The organism is Actinoplanes oryzae, from assembly GCF_030757795.1.
In the GTDB taxonomy this organism is placed as follows: Bacteria; Actinomycetota; Actinomycetes; order Mycobacteriales; family Micromonosporaceae; genus Actinoplanes.
Genome location: NZ_JAUQWH010000050.1, coordinates 22,036 through 38,328, shown reverse-complemented (window position 1 = coordinate 38,328; position 16,293 = coordinate 22,036). Strand labels below are relative to the sequence as shown.

General features: G+C 74.0%; 17 protein-coding genes. 8 read left to right on the top strand and 9 right to left on the bottom strand.

Translation table 11 applies throughout. The annotated features are described in order from the left end of the window. Nucleotides 1-28: 28 nt before the first annotated feature. The 4 genes from RBH18_RS18370 to RBH18_RS18355 are packed head-to-tail and all read left to right on the top strand — an operon-like array spanning nt 29 to nt 2,946. Nucleotides 29-913 carry a TIGR04222 domain-containing membrane protein gene (locus RBH18_RS18370; RefSeq protein WP_306209338.1) on the top strand — a complete coding sequence of 295 codons (885 nt, stop codon included), beginning with the start codon at nt 29-31 and terminating at the stop codon, nt 911-913. Then, nucleotides 910-1,731, top strand: coding sequence for a DUF692 domain-containing protein (locus RBH18_RS18365; protein ID WP_306209336.1), 822 nt, complete (start codon nt 910-912; stop codon nt 1,729-1,731). Before RBH18_RS18370 ends, RBH18_RS18365 begins: the two co-directional genes overlap by 4 nt. Further along, complete coding sequence (locus RBH18_RS18360) at nt 1,728-2,174, top strand: hypothetical protein (RefSeq protein ID WP_306209334.1); 447 nt, start codon at nt 1,728-1,730, stop codon at nt 2,172-2,174. The genes RBH18_RS18365 and RBH18_RS18360 overlap by 4 nt, the downstream gene beginning before the upstream one ends. 16 nt (nt 2,175-2,190) lie before the next feature. Continuing rightward, complete coding sequence (locus RBH18_RS18355; protein WP_306209332.1) at nt 2,191-2,946, top strand: SDR family NAD(P)-dependent oxidoreductase; 756 nt, start codon at nt 2,191-2,193, stop codon at nt 2,944-2,946. Here RBH18_RS18355 and RBH18_RS18350 read toward each other — a convergent pair. Beyond that, on the bottom strand, nt 2,930-4,174 hold the full coding sequence (locus RBH18_RS18350) for a Mur ligase family protein (protein WP_306209330.1): 1,245 nt from the start codon (nt 4,172-4,174) through the stop codon (nt 2,930-2,932). The two genes, RBH18_RS18355 and RBH18_RS18350, sit on opposite strands and share 17 nt — an antisense overlap. 190 nt (nt 4,175-4,364) lie before the next feature. On the opposite strand from RBH18_RS18350, the gene mug reads away from it, so the two are divergent. Further along, nucleotides 4,365-4,931, top strand: coding sequence for a G/U mismatch-specific DNA glycosylase (mug, locus tag RBH18_RS18345; protein ID WP_306209328.1), 567 nt, complete (start codon nt 4,365-4,367; stop codon nt 4,929-4,931). Between the two features lie 60 nt (nt 4,932-4,991). Here the strand turns inward: mug and RBH18_RS18340 are convergent, their stop codons facing one another. From RBH18_RS18340 to RBH18_RS18320, 5 genes are all read right to left on the bottom strand, one after another. Then, nucleotides 4,992-5,786 (bottom strand): mannan-binding protein, encoded by a 795-nt coding sequence (locus RBH18_RS18340; protein ID WP_306209326.1) that lies wholly within the window; start codon nt 5,784-5,786, stop codon nt 4,992-4,994. Nucleotides 5,787-6,111: 325 nt separating this feature from the next. Then, nucleotides 6,112-8,052 (bottom strand): ABC transporter ATP-binding protein, encoded by a 1,941-nt coding sequence (locus RBH18_RS18335; RefSeq protein ID WP_372338936.1) that lies wholly within the window; start codon nt 8,050-8,052, stop codon nt 6,112-6,114. An 83-nt stretch (nt 8,053-8,135) separates the two neighbouring features. Next, the gene (locus RBH18_RS18330) at nt 8,136-8,915 is read right to left on the bottom strand and encodes an enoyl-CoA hydratase/isomerase family protein (protein ID WP_306209324.1); all 780 of its coding nucleotides are present in this window, start codon (nt 8,913-8,915) and stop codon (nt 8,136-8,138) included. Beyond that, on the bottom strand, nt 8,912-9,139 hold the full coding sequence (locus tag RBH18_RS18325) for a helix-turn-helix domain-containing protein (protein ID WP_015620263.1): 228 nt from the start codon (nt 9,137-9,139) through the stop codon (nt 8,912-8,914). The genes RBH18_RS18330 and RBH18_RS18325 overlap by 4 nt, the downstream gene beginning before the upstream one ends. Nucleotides 9,140-9,843: 704 nt before the next feature. Beyond that, a complete protein-coding gene (locus RBH18_RS18320; RefSeq protein ID WP_306209304.1) occupies nt 9,844-11,448 on the bottom strand; it encodes an ABC-F family ATP-binding cassette domain-containing protein in 1,605 nt (534 codons plus the stop codon). A 200-nt stretch (nt 11,449-11,648) separates the two neighbouring features. Here RBH18_RS18320 and ypfJ point away from each other — a divergent pair, with 200 nt between their 5' ends. Together ypfJ and RBH18_RS18310 are read left to right on the top strand one after the other, a co-directional pair. Next, a complete protein-coding gene (ypfJ, locus tag RBH18_RS18315) occupies nt 11,649-12,578 on the top strand; it encodes a KPN_02809 family neutral zinc metallopeptidase (RefSeq protein ID WP_306209302.1) in 930 nt (309 codons plus the stop codon). A 144-nt stretch (nt 12,579-12,722) separates the two neighbouring features. Further along, nucleotides 12,723-13,325, top strand: a complete 603-nt coding sequence (locus RBH18_RS18310) for a LysE family transporter (protein ID WP_306209300.1) — start codon at nt 12,723-12,725, stop codon at nt 13,323-13,325. Here RBH18_RS18310 and RBH18_RS18305 read toward each other — a convergent pair. Both RBH18_RS18305 and RBH18_RS18300 read right to left on the bottom strand, forming a co-directional pair. Then, the gene (locus RBH18_RS18305) at nt 13,322-14,014 is read right to left on the bottom strand and encodes a histidine phosphatase family protein (protein WP_306209298.1); all 693 of its coding nucleotides are present in this window, start codon (nt 14,012-14,014) and stop codon (nt 13,322-13,324) included. The genes RBH18_RS18310 and RBH18_RS18305 overlap by 4 nt on opposite strands. A gap of 45 nt (nt 14,015-14,059) precedes the next feature. Continuing rightward, on the bottom strand, nt 14,060-14,716 hold the full coding sequence (locus tag RBH18_RS18300) for an acVLRF1 family peptidyl-tRNA hydrolase (RefSeq protein WP_306209296.1): 657 nt from the start codon (nt 14,714-14,716) through the stop codon (nt 14,060-14,062). 41 nt (nt 14,717-14,757) lie between these two features. On the opposite strand from RBH18_RS18300, the gene RBH18_RS18295 reads away from it, so the two are divergent. After that, nucleotides 14,758-15,507 (top strand): DNA alkylation repair protein, encoded by a 750-nt coding sequence (locus RBH18_RS18295; RefSeq protein ID WP_306209295.1) that lies wholly within the window; start codon nt 14,758-14,760, stop codon nt 15,505-15,507. 12 nt (nt 15,508-15,519) lie between these two features. On the opposite strand, the gene RBH18_RS18290 is transcribed toward RBH18_RS18295, so the two are convergent. Further along, nucleotides 15,520-16,272 carry a maleylpyruvate isomerase family mycothiol-dependent enzyme gene (locus tag RBH18_RS18290; RefSeq protein ID WP_306209293.1) on the bottom strand — a complete coding sequence of 251 codons (753 nt, stop codon included), beginning with the start codon at nt 16,270-16,272 and terminating at the stop codon, nt 15,520-15,522. Between the last annotated feature and the right edge of the window lie 21 nt (nt 16,273-16,293).

Below are 16,293 nucleotides of genomic sequence, written 5' to 3'. Positions count from 1 at the left end.
AGGCTCAAGCCGGCATGGAGGTGTGCACATGACCGACACCTGGGGCATCTCGGGTCCTGCCTTCCTCGCCCTCTTCTTCGCCGCCGTCGTGGCGGTCCTCGTCGCGGCCGCCGTGCATCGCCGCATCCTCTTCCGCGGCGACCGGAGCACCAGCATCGGCAGCCTCGGCCCGCAGCAGATCGCCTATCTCAACGGCGGCGACCGCCTCGCCGTCTACGCGGCGCTCAGCGGCCTGCGCAGCGCCGGCGCCGTGACCGCCGTCTCCGGCCGGCGACTCGCGCAGAGCGGACCGCTGCCGGCCGGCGTCACGCCGCTCGACACCGCGATCCACCACGCGGCCGGCAACCACGAGCGGGCCCGCGACCTGCTCACCGACCAGCACGTACGCTCGGCGCTCGACCAGCTCCGCGCCGGCCTGGAGCGGCAGGGGCTGGCCGTGTCCGCCGACACGATCCGCACGGCCCGGCTCTGGGCCCTGCCCATGCTCGCCCTGCTCGTCATCGGCATCGCCCGGTTCGCCGCCGGGGTCGCGAACGGCAAGCCGGTCGGCTTCCTCGTCACCGCTCTCGTGATCGCGGCCTGCGCGACGGTCTTCCTGGGGCGCCGCACCGGCCGCGCAACGGGAGCGGCCACCCGGGGCATGACCGCGGTCCGCCGCCAGCACGACTATCTCGCCCCGAGCCACTCCCCCTCGTACGCCACCTACGGCGCGAGCGGTGCCGCCATGGGCGTGGCCCTGTTCGGCGCCGCGTCGCTCTACGCCATGGACCCCGCGTTCGCCGCGGAGGCCGAGATCCAGCGCAACGCGACGGCGTCCGGCACCGGCGGCGACTCCGGCAGCTACGGCGGCGGGGACTCCGGCGGCAGTTCCTGCGGTGGCGGTGGCTGCGGCGGCGGAGGCTGCGGCGGATGACCGGGTACGGCGTGGGGATCGGGTGGCGGCCCGAGATCTCCGGGTACGTGAACCAGCTGCCCGGGCTCCGCTTCGCCGAGGTGGTCGCCGAGGCGGTGCCCGCCGACGGCCCGCTGCCCGACGGGCTCACCCGGCTCCGGGAGCGCGGGGTGACCGTGATCCCGCACGGCACCCGGTTGTCGCTCGGCGGGGCGGAGCCGGTCGACCCCGAGCGCGTGGCGCACTTCGCCGCCGTGGCGCGCCGGCTCGAGGCGCCCCTGGTCAGCGAGCACATCGCGTTCGTGCGGGCGGGCGGCGTCGAGGCGGGTCACCTGCTGCCGCTGCCCCGCACCCGGGACGCCGTGGACGCGGTGGCCGCCAATGTCCGGCGTACGCGGGAAGAGCTGGACGTGCCGATCGCGCTGGAGCCGATCGCGGCGCTCTTCGACTGGCCCGACGACGAGCTGGACGAGGGTGCGTTCCTGACCGAGATCCTCGAGCGGACCGACGCGCTGCTGCTGCTCGACGTCGCCAACGTGTACGCCAACGCGCTCAACCGGGGCACTGACCCGGCTGCGCTGTTCGACCGGCTGCCGCTGGAGCGCATCGCCTACTGCCACGTCGCGGGCGGCTCGGCGACGCCGGACGGCATCTACCACGACACGCACACCGACGCCGTGCCGCGGGAGGTGCTGGAGCTGGTCGCGGACCTGTGCGCCCGGCACCGCCCGCCCGCGCTCATGCTCGAACGCGACGGCGACTATCCCCCGGCCGCCGCGCTCACCGCCGAGCTCGACGCGATCGCCGCGGCCTCGGGCTACCCGCGCGTCACGCCATGACGGGGTCGCTCGCCGATCGGCAGGCCGCCCTGGTCGCCGCCCTGACGTCCGGGGCGCCGCTGCCCGGCGGCTTCGACCCGCGCCTGGTGGAGGCCGCCCGTGTGGCGTTGCTCCGCAAGCGCGCGGGCGAGGTGGCTCGGCACTGGCCGGAGCTGGCGGGCGCCTTCGGGCGTACCTGGATCGGGGTCTGGTCCGCGTGGGCCGCGACCCGCCCGACGCGCGGCTCGCTGCGCGACGGCTGGGACCTGGCCCGCGACCTGCGCTCCCGCGGCGAGCTCCCGGCCGCGGCGGGCGCCGAACTCGCCGTACGCGAGGCGGCCCTGACCTACGACGGCACCTCGGCCCCGCGCCCCCGCCGCCGTCCCGCGCTCCGCGTGGTCGCCGGCGCATGGGTCGTGCAGGCCGCCGGCCGGGTGCACGTGCTGCGCCGCCCGGCCGCGTGAATGGCAGGATCGGCGCATGGATCTCGGACTGGCTGACCGCGTTTTCGTGCTGACCGGCGCTTCCCAGGGGCTGGGTCTCGCGACCGCCGAGGCGCTCGTGGCGGAGGGCGCCCGCGTGGTCGTCTCGGCCCGCACGCGCGAGCCGGTCGACGCCGCTGTGGCGCGGCTCGGGCCCGGCGCCGCCGGGGTGGCCGCGGACCTGGCCGACCCGGACACCCCCGGCCTGCTCGTCCGGACGGCGACCGAGCGCTTCGGCCGGCTCGACGGCGCGCTGATCTCGGTCGGCGGTCCCGGCAGCGGCACGGCGGCGCAGCAGAGCGACGAGCAGTGGCGGTCGGCCTTCGAGACCGTGTTCCTGGGCTCGGTGCGCTGCGCCCGGACGGTGGCGGCGGCGCTGACGGCGGGCGGGGCGATCGCCTTCGTGCTGTCCACGTCGACCCGGGCGCCGCTCACCGGGCTCGGCATCTCCAACGGGCTGCGCCCCGGGCTGGCCGGGGTGGCCAAGGACATGGCCGACGAGTTCGGCCCGCGCGGCATCCGGGTGGTGAGCCTGCTGCCGGGGCGGATCCTGACCGGCCGTACGCGCCGCCTGCAGGAAGCCACCGGCGACGCGGAGGCGGCCGCCGTGCGGCAGGCCGCCGAGATCCCGCTGCGCCGTCTGGGCGAGCCCGCCGAGTTCGGCCGGGTCGCCGCGTTCGTCCTGTCGCCGGCCGCGAGCTACGTGACCGGTGTCCAGATCCCCGTGGACGGCGGCCTCACCCGGATGCTCTGACGCTCTCCCCCGCCAGGAGCACCACGTCGCCCGGGCGCGCCTGCGCCCCGGCCGCGATCACCTCGTCGATGCCCATGCGCAGCGCGGCCTCCCTGATCCGGTCCTCGTCGCCGAGACCGGTCAGAACCGCCACCGTGCGGCGCCGGCCCGCGGCCACGGACAGCGCGGTGCGCAAGGCAGCCAGCACCACTTCCGGGGTACCGTCCCCGGTCGCGTCCAGCACCGTCACCCCGTCGGGGCGCTCCTCGACGACGGTGAGCCCGCCCGCCCCGCGCGGCCCCGGGTCCACGGTGCCGAGCGCGTCCGCGATGAGCCAGACGTCATGGGTGTGATCGAGCGCGACCGCCGCCGCGGCCAGCGCCGCCGCCACCGGGGCCTCGCCGTGCAGCCGCAGCGCGACCTCGGCGGACCCGACCGGCGTGTGCAGCACGAAGCGGGCCCGCGCGCGGCCGTCGAGCACGATCCGTTCGGCACGCACCCGCGCCGGGCGATGCCGGCCGAAGGTCACCACCCGCGCCTCCGTGCGCCCGGCCAGCGCCGCGGTCGCCGGATCGTCCGCGTCGAGCACGGCCACCGCCCCGGCCGGCAGCCCCTCCACCAGCCCGCCCGTGGCCGGCGCGGACCCGTCCCATCCGCTCCCGGCGGCCGCGGTGCCGCCCCGGCCGAGCCCGGCGGACGGCCGGCCCTCGGGGATGTGGTGCGTGCCGAGGATCACGGCGGCGGCCGGTCGCGCGGCGAGCAGGGCCGCGATGTCGCCGCCCCGGCCGGCGTCCAGCTCGGTGACCACGAAGCGGGTCGCGTCGTCCGCGGCGAGCAGGGTCTCGCACACCCCGGCCGGCGTGGGCCCCCCGCGCGGCGGCACGGCCGGCCCGAGCCGCGCGAGCACGTGCCCGAGCAGCCTGGCCGCGGCGGCCCGGCCACCCCCTCCGATCACCATGATCCGGTACGCCTCCGGCAGCCGGGTGGTCACCGCCGAGGCCAGCCTCCGGTACGCCGGCAGCACCGCACCCACGACGACTGCCGGCCCGCCCCCGGGCCGGTCGGTGAGCACGGCCACGGCGCCGGCCGCGCGCGCCTCGGCGGGGTCGCCGGTCAGGCACACGTACAGGTCGCCGGGGCGCAGCCGGCCCGCGTCGTGCGACGCCCCGGTCACCGCGGTCCGGGGGTCACCGTCACGGACCGTGCCCCCGACGACCGCCGCCACCTCGGCGAGCGTCATGCGGATCATGGCCGAGAGAATAGCCATCGATCCGGCCGTCATTGCACCGCCCACCCCAGATCAGAGCCCCTGGAAGACAATTTGCCGGATGTTTCCCCGGATGCCTTTCTCCACGCTTCTGTAAAAGGAAAACGCGATTACCGTCGGTGATGACTCCGGGCGCTGCGAGCCGGGCGGCCCGGCTCTCTAGGCTCGGGGCATGGACGCCGCCTCCGCCCGGCCCCGGCCGGCCCCCGCCGAGGTCGCCGCCGCGGCCGGCCGCACGATCCCCGACCTGGGCGGCCCGGGTCTGCGGGTGCTCTTCTCCGGCATCAACCCGAGCCTCTACTCCGCGGCGACCGGCCACCACTTCGCCCGCCCGGGCAACCGCTTCTGGCCCGCCCTGCACCGGTCCGGCTTCACCGACCGGCAGTTGCACCCGTCGGAACAGTCCCAGCTCCCGGCGCTCGGCCTCGGCATCACCAACGTGGTCGCCCGCGCCACGGCCCGCGCCGACGAACTGTCCCCGGACGAACTCGTCACCGGCGGCGAGCGCCTCACCGCCCTGGTCGCCGCGTGGCAGCCGCGCTTCCTCGCCGTGCTGGGCGTGACGGCGTACCGGACCGCCTTCGGCCACCCCAAGGCCCGCACCGGCCCGCAGACCGCCACCCTCGGCGGCGCCCGCGTCTGGGTCCTCCCCAACCCGAGCGGCCTCAACGCCCACTACACCGCCGACACCCTGGCCGCCGCCTTCGCCGAACTCCGCGCGGCCGCCCTCACCCCATGACCGACCGTCCGCCGCCGGACCCCGCGCCCCACCGCCCGCCGGCCGCACGCCGCCGGCGGCTCAGATCGTGAAGGTGCAGCCGGCCACGCTGAACCGGCCCGGGACGATGGTGGTCCAGTGCCCGTTCCACGTGCCGCCGTAGCTCGCGCAGACGGCCGGGCACTTCTCCTTGGCGTCGTCGTGGTTCCAGATCGGTCCCGCCGGCACGTCCATGGTGAACTCGGTGTCCCCGGCGGGGACCGCGGGCAGCTCGACCTCCACCACGCTCATCCGACCCGGCACCATGGTCCGCCACTGCCCGGTGAACCGCCCGAACCGCGCCGCGGCGACCATCGGGCCGATCCGCTGGGCGTGGTCGTTGTTCCACAGCGGCCCGGCGGGCACGGTCACCTTGAACGTGCCGGTGCTCCCGGGCGCCATGGACGTCAGCGCGGACGCCGCGAAGTCCCCGGCACCCGCCCGCGGCTCCTCCGTGAAGTCGATCCCGACGACCCGCTCCTCGATCAGCCACCGGCGCCCGGCCCGGCGCAGCCTGTCGCGGAACTCCCCCACCCGGGCGAGCGCGCCCGGACCGCCCGGCGGCGTCACGACAACCTGGAACGAGCATCGGCTGACAGCGGTGTCACCGTCCACCTCGATGGTGGCTCCGGACAGGAAGTGCCGCCGCACCCCTTCCGGCAGCCCGTCGCGGAAGCGGCCGCGCTCCTTCCGCGCCACGAACTCCCCGGAGTCGTCCCGCAGCACGCCCTCCCGGGTGAAGCAGTCCGCCCACGCGTCGGCATCGGACGCGTCCACCGCGGCGGCGCACGCGTGCAGCACTTCGGAGATGTCTTGCTTCGCCTTGCGGACCGCCACGGCTCATGACCCTTCCCACGGAGATGGCCGCCGATCGTAGGTCATCCCCGCCAGACCTCACCGTCGCTGCGGGGCTCGCGAGGCACTCCAGGCTGTCGATCACCGCGACGTCGTCACCCGAGCCCGCGACATCGGTCCCGGCGGCCGCCGGCGCAACGGCGTCAGGTGTTGGCCGACGGCCCAGCTGCTCGTCCCCGACGACCACGGCGGGAAAGCCTCGGTCGGACGCCACGCGAAAGCCCCCCGCGGACGCCGGCGCGGCGGCGTCGGATCGTGGCGAGGGTTCGCCGGGCCGGGGCGGGCGGCGCAGCACCCCTCGTCGCGGTCAGGGCTCGATCGGGGTGGGGACCGGGATCACCACCGGCTCCACGTCGGAGGGGATCAGCGGCCGGCTGTCCGCGAACTGCGTCCGGTAGAGCTCCGCATACAGCCCGCCGATCGCGACCAGCTGCTCGTGGGTGCCGCGCTCGACGATGCGGCCGCCGTCCATGACGAGGATCAGGTCGGCCTCGCGGACGGTGGACAGCCGGTGCGCGATGACCAGCGCCGTGCGCCCCTCGAGGGCCACCGACAGCGCGCGCTGGACCGCGGCCTCGGACTCGCTGTCAAGGTGGGCCGTGGCCTCGTCGAGGATGACGATCGACGGGTGCTTGAGGAGCAGGCGGGCGATGGCGATGCGCTGCTTCTCGCCGCCCGAGAAGCGGTAGCCCCGCTCGCCGACCACGGTGTCGAGGCCGTCGGGCAGCGCCTTGACGAGCTGCTCGACCTGGGCGCCGCGCAGGGCCTCCCACATCTGGTCCTCGGTCGCGTCCGGCCGGGCGTAGCGCAGATTCTCCGCGATGGTCTCGTGGAAGAGGTGCGAGTCCTGGGTGACCACCCCGATGGTGTCGCGCAGCGAGTCGAGGGTGGCGTCGCGCACGTCGACGCCGCCGACCCGCACGGCGCCCTCGGTCACGTCGTAGACCCGGGAGACCAGCATGGACGTCGTCGACTTGCCGGCGCCGGACGGGCCGACCAGCGCGACCAGCTGCCCCGGCTCGACCGTGAAGTCGACGCCGCGCAGCACCGGCGCGCTCTCCTGGCGGTCGAGCGTCGCCACGTCCTCGAGCGTGGCGAGCGAGACCTCGGCGGCGCTCGGGTAGCGGAAGTGCACGTCGCGGAACTCCAGGCGCCCGGCACCCGCCGGGATCGGCGTCGCGTCCGGCTTCTCCTCGATGCCGGGGCGCAGGTCGAGCACCTCGAAGACGCGGTCGAAGGACACGAGCGCGCTCATCACGTCGACCCGGACGTTGCTGAGCGCGGTCAGCGGCCCGTAGAGCCGGGTCAGCAGCAGGGCGAGCGTGACGACGGTGCCCGCGGTGACGCTGCCGGTGACGGCCAGCCAGCCGCCCAGGCCGTAGGTCAGGGCCTGCGCGAGCGAGGCGACCAGCAGCATGGCGACGAAGAACGTGCGGGAGAACATGGCCTGCTGCACGCCGATGTCGCGGACCCGGCGGGCGCGCTCGCCGAACCGCTCGGCCTCCACGCCGGGGCGGCCGAAGAGCTTGACCAGCAGGGCGCCGGAGACGTTGAACCGCTCGGTCATCGTCGCGTTCATCTTGGCGTCGAGGTTGTAGGACTCGCGGGTGATCTCCGCGAGCCGCTTGCCGACCCGGCGCGCGGGGATGATGAAGAGCGGCAGGAGCACCAGCGACAGGACCGTGATCTGCCACGACAGGCTGAACATGACGGCGGCGGTCAGCACCAGCTGGATGACGTTGCTCACCACGCCGGAGAGCGTGGACGTGAAGGCGCGCTGCGCCCCGGTGACGTCGTTGTTGAGCCGGCTGACCAGCGCGCCGGTCTGCGTGCGCGTGAAGAACTGCAGCGGCATGCGCTGGACGTGGTCGAACACGCGGGTGCGCAGGTCGAGGATGATGCCCTCGCCGATGCGGGCCGAGTACCACCGCTGGGCCAGCGACAGCAGGGCGTCGCCGACGGCCAGGCCGGCGATCGTGAGGGCCAGCTTGATGATCGTGCTCGCCGCGCCGGACCCGCCGGCGGTGATGGCGTTGACCACGTGGCCGGCGAGCACCGGGGTGGCCACCCCGATGGCGGCCGAGATCACGACGGTGACCAGGAAGATCGCGATGTCGCGCCGGTAGGGGCGCGCGTAGGTGAGGATGCGGCGCGCGGTGCCCCGCTTGAGCTGGTGCTGGGTGACGCGTTCGGCATTCTGCATCGAGCGCAGCATCATCCAGCTGGACCCGGAGGACATGGGTCCCATGGCGTCACCTCCAGGGTCGTCGAACCACGGCGGACATAGTGTGCCCGCCGGGTACGACAACTTTCCGGGGGTGCCGGTTGTTCCTACTCCAGCCCCGCCAGGTCGCGGAGCCGGCGCGTCTGTGCCTCCCGCTCGGCGCGGTCCTGATCCTCGTAGGACCGGCCGGGCGCACCGGCCAGCAGAGCCTTGATCTCCGCCGTTGCGCCCGCGGGGGCGGCGAGCACGGCGGCGGTCAGGTCCGCGACGGCGGCGTCCAGGTCGTCGACCGGCACGACGGCGGTCGCGAGGCCGAGGCGATCGGCCTCCTCGGCCGGCAGCCGGCGCCCGGTGAGGCAGATCTCCAGCGCCCGGGAGGGACCGACCAGCTCGGTGAGCCGCTTGGTGCCACCCAGATCCGGTACGAGCCCGAGCGTCACCTCGGCCATGGAGAATTGCGCGTCCTCCGCCAGCACCCGCAGGTCGCAGTTCAGCGCCAGTTGGAAACCGGCGCCGATGGCATGTCCCCGCACCGCGGCGACAGTAACGAGGGACGGCCGTCGTAACCAGGTGAACGCTTCCTGGAAGCCGGCAATACGCGCGGCGCACTCTTCGGAGGACAGCCGGGCGAGTCGGGCGAGGGAGGAATCGCCGTCGCCGCGCGCGACCGACAAGTCGAGTCCCGCCGAAAAAGCGCGCCCCTCGCCCCGGACAATGAGGACTCGCACGTCCCCCGGTAATGCGCGCGAAATATCGGCTAGCTCGGCCCACATGGCCGGCGTCTGTGCATTGAGCACGTCGGGCCGGCACAACGTCACCGTCGCGACCGGCCCGTCCTGTGCGTATCGGACGCCCGCGGTGGAGGTGGAAGCCTCGCTGGTCGTCACGCCTTCTTGCGCCGGCGCGCGCCGCCGCGCTGCCGCAGCTGGACCCCGGACTCGGTGAGCACGCGGTGCACGAATCCGTAGGACCGCCCGGTGGATGCGGCGAGGGCCCGAATGCTCTCTCCGGAGGTGTAACGCTTGACGAGGTCCTTGGCGAGCGTCTGCCGCTCGCTGCCGACGATTCGACGACCCTTCTCAGTGCTGGTGGCTGTGCCCGTGGCTGCCATGTTGATTCCTCACGTCCCCAGACTGTGCGGTTCGATACGGTCCCACCTATTAGACCGCCTCCAACGATCATGCGCTAGGTATCTCGGGTTGACGAACGTGCCCATTTACCGGTGTCAGGAACCCGACGATGGCCACGTTCATCAATGTCAGACAGTTGGGGCCCAAGACCGTTCGGGCGTCGAATGGCGGACCGAGAACGTTTTCCGGAACCGCCGGGGACCCGTTCCCGGTATCCGCCCGGCAACCCGATCAAGGCCGGATGACCTGCGCAAACATGATCCGCCCGCGGACGCGACAACGCTGTCACCGAGCGTGCCCGAGAAGGCCGTCTCCGGGCAGGCTCCATGACCGAACGGGCACGATGCAGCGCGGAAGGGCTGCCCACTTGAGTGTCGGGCATGACCAGCGCCGGGCACGTGTCGCACTGTCTGTGTGGGCACCAGTTGACAACTGACGATGCCGATGATCCTGGATCTCCGGCGCTGTGGTCGATGCGGGCGGCGGCGCGGGTCGATGCGGGCGGCGGCGAGGGCCGACGCGGGCGGCGGCGAGGCGGAGGAAGGGCGGATCGCCGGGCCACAAGGCGGAGCGGGGGCGCCGGGCCACAAGGCGGAGCGGGGGCGCCGGGAGGAACGACGTCCGCGAGGACTGGCCCGGACAGCAAACAGCCCGGCGGCCACGGGGGCCACCGGGCTGGACGGCGTCACGCCAGCTCGACGAGCTCCAGCAGGTCGTCGCTCCACGCGTCCTCGTCGCCGTCGGGCAGGAGGATCGCCCGGTCAGGCTTGAGCGCCTGCACGGCCCCGGCGTCGTGGGTCACCATGACGATCGCGCCCGGGTAGTTGGCCACCGCGTCGAGCACCTGCTCGCGGCTGACCGGGTCCAGGTTGTTCGTCGGCTCGTCGAGCAGCAGCACGTTGGCGCCCGAGCAGACCAGCGTGGCGAGCGCCAGCCGGGTCTTCTCGCCGCCGGACAGCACCCCGGCCGGCTTGTCCACGTCGTCGCCGGAGAAGAGGAAGGCGCCCAGGATCTTGCGCAGCTCCGTGTCGGTCTGGTCCGGGGCGGCGCTGCGCATGTGCTCGAGGATCGTCCGGTCGACGTCGAGGGTCTCGTGCTCCTGCGCGTAGTAGCCCAGCCGCAGGCCGTGACCGGGGCGCACCTCGCCGGTGTCGGGCTCGAGCAGGCCGCCCAGCATGCGCAGCAGCGTGGTCTTGCCCGCGCCGTTCAGACCCAGGATCGCCACGCGCGAGCCCCGGTCGACCGCGACGTCGACGTCGGTGAAGATCTCCAGCGACCCGTACGACTTCGACAGCCCGCTCGCCGTCAGCGGCGTCTTGCCGCACGGGGCCGGCGTGGGGAAGCGCACCTTGGCGACCCTGTCGGAGGTGCGCACCTCCTCCAGCCCGCCGAGCAGCTTCTCCGCGCGCTTCGCCATGTTCTGCGCGGCGACCGTCTTGGTGGCCTTGGCGCGCATCTTGTCGGCCTGGGCCATGAGGGCGCCGGCCTTCTTCTCCGCGTTGGCCCGCTCCCGCTTGCGGCGGCGCTCGTCGGTCTCGCGCGCCTCCTGGTACGTCTTCCACCCCATGTTGTAGATGTCGACGACCGAGCGGTTGGCGTCCAGGTACCACACCTTGTTGACCGCGGCGTCGAGCAGCTCGACGTCGTGGCTGATCACCACGAGACCGCCCTTGTGCTGGGCCATGTAGCCGCGCAGCCAGGCGATCGAGTCGTGGTCGAGGTGGTTGGTGGGCTCGTCGAGCAGCAGGATGCCCTTGCCGTTCTGCCCCGAGTTGGCGAAGAGGATGCGGGCCAGCTCAATGCGGCGGCGCTGGCCACCGGAGAGCGTGCCGATGGTCTGGGCCAGGGCGCGGTCGGGCAGGCCCAGGTTGGCACAGATGCGGGCGGCCTCGGCCTCGGCCGCGTAGCCGCCCAGCGCCGAGAACTGGTCCTCGAGCTGGCCGTAGCGGCGCACGAGCTTGTCGTCGCCGCTCTCCTCCAGCTCGATCTCGAGCTTCTGCATCTCGCTGATGATCGCGTCGAGGCCCCGGGCGGAGAGGACGCGGTCGCGACCGGTGACGTTCAGATCACCCGTACGCGGGTCCTGCGACAGGTAGCCGATCTCGCTGGTCGCCTCGACCGTGCCCGCGTAGGGGGTGCCCTCGCCGGCCAGCACCTTGAGCGTCGTGGTCTTGCCGGCGCCGTTGCGGCCGACCAGGCCGATGCGGTCGCCGGGCTGCACGCGCAGCGTGGTCGGGGAGATCAGGATCCGGGCGCCGGCACGCAACTCGAGTCCGGTGGCGGTAATCATGGGAAACTCTCGCTCTCGGGAGAAAGGCTGGCTCAGGCACACGGAAGCGCCGTCCGGCGTCGGAGCCGGGCGGCGCGGGGCAGGTCAGCCTTCGCAGAGCAGCACCCGACGATTGTACCGGGCGCCCCGCGCGACCTCCCACCCGATTAGAGGGCAAGATCATCGGGTAATCGCGGCGACATAACGCCCGGGAGGACTGGATGGAACTCAACGACCGCGCCGACATCGACACCAGCCAGATCGAGGACGACCGATCGAGCGGCGGTGGCGGAGGTGGCCTCGGCGGCCTGCCCATCCCGGGCGGCGGCGGGGGCCTCGTCGGCATCATCGTCACCGTGCTGGTCGCCGTGGTCGGCGGCTACTTCGGCATCAACAGCCTCGGCGGCAGCGACGGCGGCACGCAGCAGAGCGGCGACAACGCCACCCTCAAGGCCAAGTGCTCGTCGGAGCAGAAGCTCGACCAGCTCGACTGCCGCAACGCGCTCTACGTCAACTCGATCCAGGACTTCTGGGCGGACGAGCTGCCCCAGGCCTTCAACGAGCAGTACAAGCCCGCCAACACCAAGTTCTTCTCGCAGCGCGTCAGCACCGGCTGCGGCGCCGCGGACTCCGGCGTCGGCCCGTTCTACTGCCCGGCCGACGACAAGGTCTACATCGACCTGACCTTCTACCAGGTGCTCGCGCAGCAGCTGGGCGCCCCGGGCGAGTTCGCGCAGCCCTATGTCCTCGCCCACGAGTACGGCCACCACGTCCAGGACCTGCTCGGCACCGAGGCCGCCATGCGCCGCCAGCAGGAGCGCGACCCCGACCAGGCCAACGCGCTGTCGGTGAAGCTCGAACTGCAGGCCGACTGCTACGCCGGGGTCTGGGCCAAGCACGCCACCGAGACCAAGGACGCCGATGGCGACGTCCTCATCACGAACATCACGCAGGACGACATCCAGCAGGGCCTCGACACCGCCTCCAAGATCGGCGACGACACGCTGCAGCAGCAGGGCGGCGGCACGGTCAACCCCGCGGAGTTCACGCACGGCACGAGCAAGCAGCGCATGGGCTGGTTCAGCCGGGGCTACGAGGGCGGCGACCCCAAGCAGTGCGACACGTTCCAGGCCTCGTCGCTCGACATCTAATTCCGTTGCCCGGCGGGGGCGGCACCTGCACGATGACGGCGTGATCTCCCTGCGTACGCATCGTGTCGTCGCTCGCCCCGCCGCCTCCCCCGCCGGGCGACAGCAGCGCACGTCCCCTGACCGGGCGGTGTCCACGGCCGTGTCATGAGCGGCCCGTTCCTGGCCGGGGTGGTCGCCGGCTACGGCGTGGCCATCCCGGTCGGCGCCATCGGCGTCCTGATCGCGGGCCTGAGCGCCCGCACCTCCCTGACCGTGGGCGCCGCCGCCGGACTCGGAGCTGCCACGGCCGACGGCATCTACGCAGCCGCCGCCGTGCTCGGCGGGGCGGCCCTCGCCTCGGCCGTCGCCCCCGTCGCCACTCCCCTGCGCTGGCTCTCCGCCGCGACCCTTCTGGTCCTGGCCGGCTGGACCGTCCGCGCCGCCCTGACTCCCCCACGCCCCGCCGCCGAGATGTCCCGGCTCGACCGGGCCGGGCCGGGGACCGCCTATCTGGCCGTGCTCGGGCTGACGGTCCTCAACCCGGCGACAGTGGTGTACTTCACAGCCCTGGTGCTCGGCCGCGGCGGAAGCGGGGGCGGCGCGTGGTTCGTGGCGGGTGCGTTCGTGGCGTCGGCCAGCTGGCAACTGCTGATCGCGGGCACCGGCGCCGCGGCGGGACGCTTCCTCACCACGCCCCGGGCACGCCGGGTCACCGCCCTCGTGTCGGGCGCGCTGATCGCCGTACTGGCGGTGGGTCTGGTTCTCTAGGCCGGCAGGTGGTCGACCGTGTTGTAGCGGTCGAGGACGAGGCGGCCCGAGCTCCCGTCGAAACGGGTGATCGACGCGTTGCGCACGAAGCCGGCGGCGGCCACCACGTCGGCCAGGCGGTCCCAGTCGAGGCCCTCGATGACGTACCGCATCATCAGCACGACGGCATCGTGCGCGGTGACCACGACGCGCTTGCCGGCGTGGTCGCGGTTGAGGTCCTCCAGGAACGAGGTCAGCCGCACCGCGATGTCCTCGAAGGCCTCGCCGTTCGGCGGCCGGTAGCGGTATTCGCCGGCCGCCTCGAGCCGCCCCGGCTCGTCGGGGAAGCGCTCAGCGACGGCCGCCCGGGTCAGCATCTCCAAGTCGCCCAGCAGGCGGTCCACCAGCCGCGGGTCGGTGGTGGCCGGCGGCAGGTCGAGCCCGGAGGCCGCGACGGCGAGGCGCCAGGTCTCGCGCGCCCGCAGGTAGGGCGACGTGATCGCCACCTCGGGCAGCAGCTCCGCCGGCAGCGTGGCCAGCCAGTGGCCGACCGCCGCGGCCTGCCGCTCGCCCAGCTCGGTCAGCTCCACCTCGCTGTCCCGCCCGGTCAGCCCCGAATCGACCCGCCCGGCGGCGTCGGCCTCGGGAAAGGCGACATTCGAGGCGCTCTGGCCGTGACGGATCAGGATCAGCTCGGCAACCACACCCATGATCCAGACCCTATCCGCCCCGGCCCGGCGAGCGCAGCCCCGCGATCAGGCGCCGGCTGCGGGATCCCGGACCAGCACCCTGACCGTACGCGCCAGAGCAACCGCCTCCTCCAGCACCGCGTGCCGGGGCTCGGGCACGTCGAGGAACCGCTCGTCCCGCATTGCCAGCACCGGGGCGAGCGCCGGCGCGGCCAGGATCGCGTCCACGGCGGCCCGGTCCCCGCCGGTGACCACGGCGCACAGGCTCGTCGTCTCGGGCAGCAACAGCCGTCCCGCGATCGCCGCCCCGTCCGCGGCCGCCGCCTTGGCCTGGTTGTCCCGCCGCCGGGCGAACCGCTGCTGCGACCACCCGCCGGCCGCCGTCCGCCCCTGGACGTAGTGCGTGTCGACCTTGGACGTCACCAGCCGCGTGCCGTCCGCGACGCCGACCGCCACGGCTCCCTTGCGCGCGAGCAGCAATCCGATCCGCCGCGGCTTCGCGGCCTCGGCGGCGAAGGCGGCCAGATCACCGGGGCCGCCCGCGTGCGCACCGCAGCCGGGCGGCGGGAAGAGCTCGGCGGTGGCGCCGTCCGCACCCGTGACCACCAGCCCATCGGCCGCGTAGCCGCCGTGGCGGGCGCCGAAATTCTCCAGCCACCGGGGCAGCCGCTCCGGGGCCACGTCGACCCACCGTCCCCCGCCCGCCGCGGGCCGCGCGCTCATCCCCTCACCCTACGGCCGTCGGCCCTGGCACGATCGGCCGCATGAGCGACCCCACCGGTAACGACATGGCCACCCGCTCACGCAGCCGGGCGCGGCAGCGGTCACGCCCCGAGGCGATGGACCCCCAGGCACTGCTCGACCGGCTGACCAGCGTCTTCGGCGAGGCGCGGAACCCGGAGCGAGCGGGACCGGCCGCCGCCTACATGCGGGATCAATTTCCCTTCCTCGGGCTGGCGGCCCCGGCCCAGCGCTCCCTCGCCAGGTCCGTGGTCGCCGGTCTCGCCGCGCCCTCGGAGGAGCAGCTGCGGCAGGTGGTGCTCGGCTGCTGGCGGCTGCCCGAGCGCGAGTACCAGTATTTCGCCTGCGACTATCTGCGCGCCCACGCGGCGGTGCCCGGGCCCGGCTTCCTCGCGACGATCCGCGCCCTGGTCACGACGAAGTCCTGGTGGGACACCGTCGACCCGCTCGCCACCCGCGTCGTCGGCGCCCTGGTCACCCGCCATCCCGCCCTGCGCACCGAGCTGGACGCCTGGGCCGGGGACGACAACCTCTGGCTCGTGCGGACGGCGATCCTGCACCAGCTGCACCACGGCGCCGCCACGGACACCGGCCGCCTCTTCGGCTATTGCACCCGGCAGGCGGGACACCCCGACTTCTTCGTCCGCAAGGCCATCGGCTGGGCCCTGCGCCACTACGCCCGCACCGACCCGGACGCCGTCCGCGCCTACCTCGCCGAGCACCGCTCCGAGCTGTCCCCCCTCTCCGTCCGCGAGGCCGCCAAGCACCTCTGACCACGCGCCAAGTCAGTTGTTCGCCGTCCAGGCGCCCAGCTCCCCCAGCACGCTCGCGTCGCCGGTGACGGTCACCGCGTCGGCCGGAATGCGGTTGAAGAGGAAGAGCAGCAGGTCACTCGCCGGGGCCTGCACGGTCGTGACCGGTTCCCCGGCGGCGGCCGGATGCGCCTCGGCGCCGGCGGGGGTCAGGTCGACGACCCAGGCCGGACCGTCCGTGGCCGACAACGTGAGGCGCGCGGGCCGGTGCGGCCACGGCCCGAGCGACCCCAGCCCCACCTCGAGGAACTCGGGCACGGCATCGACGGCGGCGGCCGCCGGGATCGGCTCGGGCTTGCCCGCCGCTGCCTGGGCGTCCCACGCGTGCACCGCCGCCTCCTGCACCTGATGGCGGGCCACGGCCCCGGCGGTCATCGGCGCGCCGGAGGCCTCCCACCAGGTCCAGCAGCCCGTGCCGGGCCCGGCCGCCCGCAACGCCCCGACCAGCATCCGGGTCGACTCCGCCGACCACTCCAGCAGGTCGCCGGACGGCTCGCGGGGCCCGACGGCCTCCTCGGACGGCGGATCCCCGGCGGGCCCGGCGGCGACGGCCGCGGCCCAGAAGCGGTGCACATTGCCGAGATGCGTGACCAGGTCGCGGACGGTCCAGCCGGGGCAGCCCGGCACGCCGGCGGCCAGGTCCGCGCCGGCGACGGCGGCGCGGAAGGCGGCCGACCGGTCCTCGATCAGCGCGAGCAGGTCCTCGAACGGCGGTGTCTGCGTCATGGAGAAGTTCTATCAGGACCC

Excerpts from the sequence above, each read along its gene's own strand:
- RBH18_RS18290 (WP_306209293.1), bottom strand. The coding sequence starts at position 16,272 with ATGACGCAGACACCGCCGTTCGAGGACCTGCTCGCGCTGATCGAGGAC.
- RBH18_RS18370 (WP_306209338.1), top strand. The coding sequence starts at position 29 with ATGACCGACACCTGGGGCATCTCGGGTCCTGCCTTCCTCGCCCTCTTC.
- RBH18_RS18360 (WP_306209334.1), top strand. The coding sequence starts at position 1,728 with ATGACGGGGTCGCTCGCCGATCGGCAGGCCGCCCTGGTCGCCGCCCTG.
- RBH18_RS18325 (WP_015620263.1), bottom strand. The coding sequence starts at position 9,139 with ATGGCAGCCACGGGCACAGCCACCAGCACTGAGAAGGGTCGTCGAATC.
- RBH18_RS18355 (WP_306209332.1), top strand. The coding sequence starts at position 2,191 with ATGGATCTCGGACTGGCTGACCGCGTTTTCGTGCTGACCGGCGCTTCC.
- RBH18_RS18305 (WP_306209298.1), bottom strand. The coding sequence starts at position 14,014 with ATGGGTGTGGTTGCCGAGCTGATCCTGATCCGTCACGGCCAGAGCGCC.
- RBH18_RS18350 (WP_306209330.1), bottom strand. The coding sequence starts at position 4,174 with ATGATCCGCATGACGCTCGCCGAGGTGGCGGCGGTCGTCGGGGGCACG.
- RBH18_RS18335 (WP_372338936.1), bottom strand. The coding sequence starts at position 8,052 with ATGGGACCCATGTCCTCCGGGTCCAGCTGGATGATGCTGCGCTCGATG.
- RBH18_RS18320 (WP_306209304.1), bottom strand. The coding sequence starts at position 11,448 with ATGATTACCGCCACCGGACTCGAGTTGCGTGCCGGCGCCCGGATCCTG.
- RBH18_RS18365 (WP_306209336.1), top strand. The coding sequence starts at position 910 with ATGACCGGGTACGGCGTGGGGATCGGGTGGCGGCCCGAGATCTCCGGG.
- RBH18_RS18310 (WP_306209300.1), top strand. The coding sequence starts at position 12,723 with ATGAGCGGCCCGTTCCTGGCCGGGGTGGTCGCCGGCTACGGCGTGGCC.
- RBH18_RS18300 (WP_306209296.1), bottom strand. The coding sequence starts at position 14,716 with ATGAGCGCGCGGCCCGCGGCGGGCGGGGGACGGTGGGTCGACGTGGCC.
- ypfJ (WP_306209302.1), top strand. The coding sequence starts at position 11,649 with ATGGAACTCAACGACCGCGCCGACATCGACACCAGCCAGATCGAGGAC.
- RBH18_RS18295 (WP_306209295.1), top strand. The coding sequence starts at position 14,758 with ATGAGCGACCCCACCGGTAACGACATGGCCACCCGCTCACGCAGCCGG.
- mug (WP_306209328.1), top strand. The coding sequence starts at position 4,365 with ATGGACGCCGCCTCCGCCCGGCCCCGGCCGGCCCCCGCCGAGGTCGCC.